This is a genomic window from Cyanobacteriota bacterium (genome assembly GCA_025054735.1).
GTDB lineage: Bacteria > Cyanobacteriota > Cyanobacteriia > SKYG9 > SKYG9 > SKYG9.
Map to the genome: position 1 here is coordinate 1 of JANWZG010000248.1, position 5,975 is coordinate 5,975.

The 5,975-nt window shown below is 48.6% G+C and carries 6 protein-coding genes; 4 read left to right on the forward strand and 2 right to left on the reverse strand.

All coding sequences use genetic code 11. The features are described 5' to 3' along the window. A partial coding sequence (locus NZ772_12270; GenBank protein ID MCS6814324.1) for an ABC transporter ATP-binding protein occupies window positions 1-1,367 on the forward strand: 1,367 nt, incomplete at its 5' end. Window positions 1,368-1,428: 61 nt separating this feature from the next. Here the strand turns inward: NZ772_12270 and NZ772_12275 are convergent. Both NZ772_12275 and NZ772_12280 read right to left on the reverse strand, forming a co-directional pair. After that, a complete protein-coding gene (locus NZ772_12275; GenBank protein ID MCS6814325.1) occupies window positions 1,429-2,622 on the reverse strand; it encodes an esterase-like activity of phytase family protein in 1,194 nt (397 codons plus the stop codon). Between the two features lie 11 nt (window positions 2,623-2,633). Next, complete coding sequence (locus NZ772_12280) at window positions 2,634-3,917, reverse strand: insulinase family protein (GenBank protein ID MCS6814326.1); 1,284 nt, start codon at window positions 3,915-3,917, stop codon at window positions 2,634-2,636. Between the two features lie 287 nt (window positions 3,918-4,204). Between NZ772_12280 and NZ772_12285 the strand changes: the two genes are divergently transcribed. The 3 genes from NZ772_12285 to rplT all read left to right on the forward strand — a co-directional run bounded on the left by NZ772_12285 (window position 4,205) and on the right by rplT (window position 5,904). Next, complete coding sequence (locus NZ772_12285) at window positions 4,205-5,131, forward strand: ABC transporter permease subunit (protein MCS6814327.1); 927 nt, start codon at window positions 4,205-4,207, stop codon at window positions 5,129-5,131. A 134-nt stretch (window positions 5,132-5,265) separates the two neighbouring features. Next, window positions 5,266-5,463 carry a 50S ribosomal protein L35 gene (gene rpmI / locus NZ772_12290; GenBank protein MCS6814328.1) on the forward strand — a complete coding sequence of 66 codons (198 nt, stop codon included), beginning with the start codon at window positions 5,266-5,268 and terminating at the stop codon, window positions 5,461-5,463. 81 nt (window positions 5,464-5,544) lie between these two features. After that, a complete protein-coding gene (gene rplT, locus NZ772_12295) occupies window positions 5,545-5,904 on the forward strand; it encodes a 50S ribosomal protein L20 (GenBank protein MCS6814329.1) in 360 nt (119 codons plus the stop codon). Window positions 5,905-5,975 lie beyond the last annotated feature (71 nt).

Below are 5,975 nucleotides of genomic sequence, written 5' to 3' on the forward strand. Positions count from 1 at the left end.
TCATGGGTTTCTATACTCCCACTGCTGGGGAGATTAAAGTTAATAACCAATCAGTTGCCATCCATAGCCCTCGTGATGCTCAACACTATGGAATCGGCATGGTTTATCAGCATTTCACCTCAGTGCCTGCTATGACTGTGGCTGAAAACCTAGTGCTATCCCGCTATAGCAACAAAAACCTGATCAACTGGAAACAGGAAATGGAAGAACTCAAAGCGTTCATGGACACAGCCCCCTTCCATGTGCCCTTGGATGCCATGATCTCTCAATTGGCAGCAGGTCAGAAGCAAAAGCTGGAAATCCTGAAACAGCTATACCTTAAGAGCAAGATTCTGATTTTAGATGAACCTACATCCGTGTTAACTCCAGGTGAGGCAGATGAAGTATTGGGGTTGGTGCGAGAGCAAGTCACAGCGGGCATGATCAGCGTGTTGATGATCAGCCACAAGTTTCGTGAGATTACAGCCTTTGCCGATGAAATTACTGTGCTCCGCAAGGGTAAGTTTGCGGGTAGCGGTCTAATCAAAGACCTCACAGTTGCCGACATGGCAGAGATGATGATGGGCGAAAAGCGCGAACCCCAAAAAGTAGAGAAAGCCGAGTACGCTGAGGCTATTCCTGTGTTGCAACTTCAAGGGATTCGAGCCAATAAGGACAATGGTTTTGAGGGGGTTAAGGGTGTTAACTTGACGGTTCATAAGGGTGAAATTGTAGGCATTGCTGGTATTTCTGGCAATGGCCAACGCGAATTGGTAGAAGTCTTGGCTGGTCAACGCCCTGCTACTGGCGGCAAAATCTTGGTGAATGGTGAGCCTTATTCAGCTACTCGTGCAGAGATTGATAAACACCGAGTGTTTTTACTGCCAGAGGAGCCACTGCGTAATGCCTGTGTACCTCACATGAGTGTGGCAGAGAATTTGGCCTTTAGAACCTTCGATCGCCCTCCGCAGTCAAAAGGTTTCTTCCTAGTGTTCAAAGCTATTCGGGATGCTGCCCAGAGATTGATTAACACCTTTAAAATTAAGACGCCATCACCTGATACGCCAGTGGGCAATCTTTCGGGTGGTAACATCCAACGGACAGTCTTGGCACGGGAGCTACACGCTGACCACATCAATCTCCTAATTGTGGCAAACCCTTGCTTTGGCCTAGATTTTGCGGCAGTCGATTATGTTCATGGTGAGATTCTGGCAGCACGGAACCGGGGGGTGGCAGTACTGCTAGTCAGTGAGGACTTAGATGAGCTACTGAAGTTGGCTGATCGTCTGTTGGTAATCAGCGAAGGGGAGTTTGTCTATGAAAAGCCGATCGCTGAAGCTGCTGCGGACATTGCTACAATCGGTCAAAAAATGGCTGGTCATCACTAGGCTGGGTGTATGGCGCTGGTGTGTAGTGCTAGGGCTTTCTCTCCCCAATCGACTCTAATGGCTACGATCGCCTTAGTGTCATCAGCCGAAACAGCAGAAATTGAGTGGGTTGCTCCTTAAAGTTGTTGTCGCTCACCAGTACTAGACTGCGGGAGCCGTCAGGAAAGTAGGGGCCAAGGGTCATGCCTTCTAGATTAGTGACGGGAATGCCTAGCTCCCCCAGATTCAGAACTAGCTGCTTCAGGATGGGTTGTAGATTACTAACGTTACCCTTGAGACTAGTAATAGTAGAAACATCAGTGGCAGCACCAGTGGAAATCTGGAATAGGCGAGCACCAAATCCTTTGAGGCCGATGGATCGCTCTAAGCTCAAAAAATGTCCACTTTGATCCAGAGCAATTAACTCTGTCAGACCGTTCATGAGACTCCATGATTCACCTCGATCCATCGGGTACAAGTGCTCAGAAATCAGTATTGGCGGCCCATCTTGAATGAGGTAATGCAGCAACCGATTTTTAATCATGCCTTTATCGCTGTCGAGACCCTCATTGTCTTGGTCTTGAACAAGGGCATATTCGGTGGCGGTAAACAGGCGGAAAGGTTCTTGCAACACAGGGCTGTTACCAACGATCGGCGTGACTGTTAGGGCCTCAAATCCAGCATTGTTTTCCACACCTTTGGCAGGTTGTCCCTCCGTTGGTGGTAGATACTTACTGGGCAGAGGCAAATTCCGTTTCCACTTCCCCGTTATCAAATCAAACTCGCCAACAAAGGGCGCAACACCAATCGCGCTGTTACCCTCGCTGGCAATGTAAACAGACTGTTGGGGAGAGAGTGCTATACCTTCTGGATTGATAGTATCTACGGCATAGGGCTGACCGTCCGCTGTCAACAGTGGCGTAGAGCCTTCGATTTGTATGGTGGCAATTGTTGGCTTGGTGGTTACCGATCCTAGCGTTAGTTTCAGGGTGTAGAACCGAGCAGGAGCATATAATCCAGAATCATCACTAAGGGCATAGAAGCGATCGCGCTGACGATCGTAGGTAAGTCCTGACAGTCCACCCACAGGTGCGCCATTGAATGCCTGCGGTGGCAGGTCATAGCTACTCAAAAACTCTAGGGTAATAGGCAAAAAGATACGCTGCTCTGCCCGCAGTTGGGGTACAGTACAGCCTGACATCAGCCCGATTACCAGCACCATCACACCGACCCAGACCAATCGACTGACCCAGACCAATCGACCTAGACGTTCCATAACCTTCATGATCAACTTTCTACATCATCAGGTCTAAGGATAACGCTGGCATAGTGATAAGGAGATAGGTAAACTTGCGCTAGGTGCTGGATTTCTTCCGGGGTAAAGGAGCGCACCTGGTCAGGATAGGTGAGGGCAATGTCAGCCGTAGCAATTGTGCTGTAAAAACCATACAGTCCTGCAAGTTGGGCAGGTGATTCGGTAGAAAACGCATAATCATTGCACAGCAGCCGTTGGCAGCGAGTTAGCTCGGCCATCGTTGGGGGACAGGACTGTAGAGTTGACAATCGATCGCAAATAATTGCTTCCACCCGATCTAGGTTTTTGGGTGGTAACCAAGCCGTAATCGTGAACAGGCTGGAGTAGCGTTGAAGCGAGAAGTTACTGCTAATGCCATCGACTAAACCTCGATCTTCTCGTAACTCTTGGGTAAGACGGGCACAGCGACCATCGGTCAAGAGTGCTGAGAGTAAATCTAGGCCATAACCTAGCCGAAATTGTTGCAGTAGGGGATCATTGGGATCAATACCGGGACAACGCCAAGCCATCATCAACCGAGCCTGACTCAGGCGGGGTAACACCAGTTCTTGACGCTGAACAGTTACGAAGTCTAAATCGGGGTTTAGTAATGGCCGTGGACAGCTAACTACAGCAGGAAACTCTTGAAAGTGATGCTCTACTAATTCCAGTGCTGTGCAATAGTCAATGCCGCCTGTAATGACGACGGTCATATTGTGGGGTTGATAGTGTGCTTGGTGAAACTGCTGCATGTCTTGGGAAGAAATGCCCATTAGTGATTCTGGTGTGCCTAGGATTGATCGACGATAGGGATGATGGGGATAAATTGTTTCCATAAGGGTTTGAAACCCAAGCCAGTCTGGATCGTCTTGGGCTTGCCGCAATTCCTCTAACACTACTTGCCTCTCTGGATAGAACTCACGCTCTGGAATTGCCGCCTTTGTCAGCAACTCTGCTAAGTAGGGTAAGGTTGCTGCTATCTGATCCTGGGCAGTCATTACATAAAAGTGGGCATAGTCATGACTAGTAGCCGCATTGCTAGTGCCGCCCCGACTTTCAATTGCATGGTCAAACTCACCGGGTGCAATCCGATCGCTGCCCTTAAACACCATGTGCTCTAAAAAATGGGCAATACCCATCCATTGATCTGGTTCTAGGACAGCACCAGCCCTCACCCAAACATCAACGACAGCAACTGGTGTAGCAGAGATTTCTTGATGAACGATCGTTAGCCCATTGGCAAGGCGGGTGGTTGTCAGCTTAGGTGGAGAAGACAAGAGTAGCAATGGTAATAGCCTTGGAAAGAAAAGGATTTCACCAGAGTAGCGTATCCTGGGAAAAATTGTGTTGTGAAATACACTCCTTTAGAACAAACTCAGAGCAAAGTTAAGTTACGTAGTGGTGATCAAGAACTAATGATTAAGAGGGGTCGAGGGGACATTACCCCCTCGTAGGGGACGAACCCCACACCCCCTTCCCAGAAAATCATTAGCTGTTTAGAACGATCAGTTACGCCAAGCTGAAACCTATTCCAACACGATTGGGTTGTTATCATTCCCTGACTATGCCGCCATTACTGTCCATGCTACGTAGTCGTCACCTATGGCGCATCGCTGTGCAACTACTATTCTTGGGTGTAATCATCGCGATCACTACCTATTTTGGATCTAACCTAAGCAGCAATCTACGAGAGAAAGGAATTCCGTTCGGCTTTGATTTCCTAACATCCCAAGCAAGTTTTGACATTGCCGAAAGTTTGATTCCCTTTCGATCATCCGATAGCTATGCCTATGCTCTGCTTGTAGGGTTACTGAATACGCTGCAAGTGTCAGTAGTTGGCATTATCTTGGCCACGATCGTTGGTGTTTTCGGTGGCATAGCCCGATTAGCAGACAACTGGCTGATTCGACAGATGGCTCTAGTTTACGTAGAAGTATTTCGCAATACGCCACTGCTCTTGCAACTATTCTTTTGGTACTTTGCCGTGTTCTTCAACCTGCCGACTGTGGAAGCACCAACTCAGGTTCTGGGCATCCTGAGCCTGAGCAAAGCAGGAATTATGCTGCCTGGGAATGTGCAATTGTCAGCAGAATTTTCTGCCTTGGTATTTGGGCTAGCCTTGTCTACGGCTGCATTTATCGCTGAAATTGTGCGTGGTAGCATTCAAGCTGTACCGATTGGACAATGGGAAGCGGCACGATCGCTGGGACTCAAGCCTTTACAAGTGCTGCGACTAGTGATTTTTCCTCAAGCTTTGCGCATCATTATCCCTCCGCTCACAGGGCAATATCTGAACCTGGTGAAAAACTCTAGCTTGGCTGTCGCTGTTGGGTACCGGGATATTTATTCTGTGTCAGCTACGATGGAAAATCAAACTGGGCGAGCCGTCGAAGCCATGATTTTCATCATGACTGTGTACCTGACGATTAGTCTGGCAATCGCCCTGGTAACTAACTGGTACAACCAGCGAGTGCAGTTAGTAGAGCGCTGAGCTGGAAGCTAGGTCATTACCTCCCCTTAGGAGGAACTAAAATTTTGTCCTGAGGTTCGTCATGTCTATAGTATGATAGTAGATCGCGTCGCAAGCTGTTTGCTGATGTTATCTATCGCGTTTGAGGGTACGTTATGCCTAAACTAAAAACCCGTAAGTCGGCTGCCAAGCGATTTCGTGTTACTGGCAGTGGCAAAATAGTCCACCGTAAGTCAAATCGGAACCACTTACTCCAACACAAACCCACTGCTCGCAAGAACCGTCTCTCAAAAATGGCAGTCGTGCATGAGCGAGACGAAGAGAATGTGCGGCTGATGATGCCCTATCTCTAGTTAGGATGAGCCTTTAGCTTGTTGACGCTTAAATCATGAGCACCTAGATGACAACTGACGAATATTGACAACGTTTGACCTATGACTAGAGTAAAGCGCGGTAATGTTGCTCGTAAGCGCCGCAAAAAGATTCTAAAGCTGGCAAAGGGCTTCCGAGGTTCTCACTCCCGCCTATTTCGGACGGCTAACCAGCAAGTCATGAAGGCCCTTCGCAGTGCCTATCGCGATCGCCGCAAGCGCAAGCGCGACTTTCGCAGGCTGTGGATTGCCCGGATTAATGCTGCTGCTCGTCAACATGGTACGACCTATAGCAAGTTGACTGGAAACTTGAAAAAAGTTAACGTACAACTGAACCGTAAGATGTTGGCCCAGATGGCTGTTCTAGATCCCACTAGCTTTAGCCAAGTTGTAGAGCTAGCAACTAGTGCCAAAGCACCATGAGTTGACTGGCTACATTAGCTTCCTGCGATCGCCGCTTGGTGGCACAATGACCACAGAAAGCGTGAGCAAAC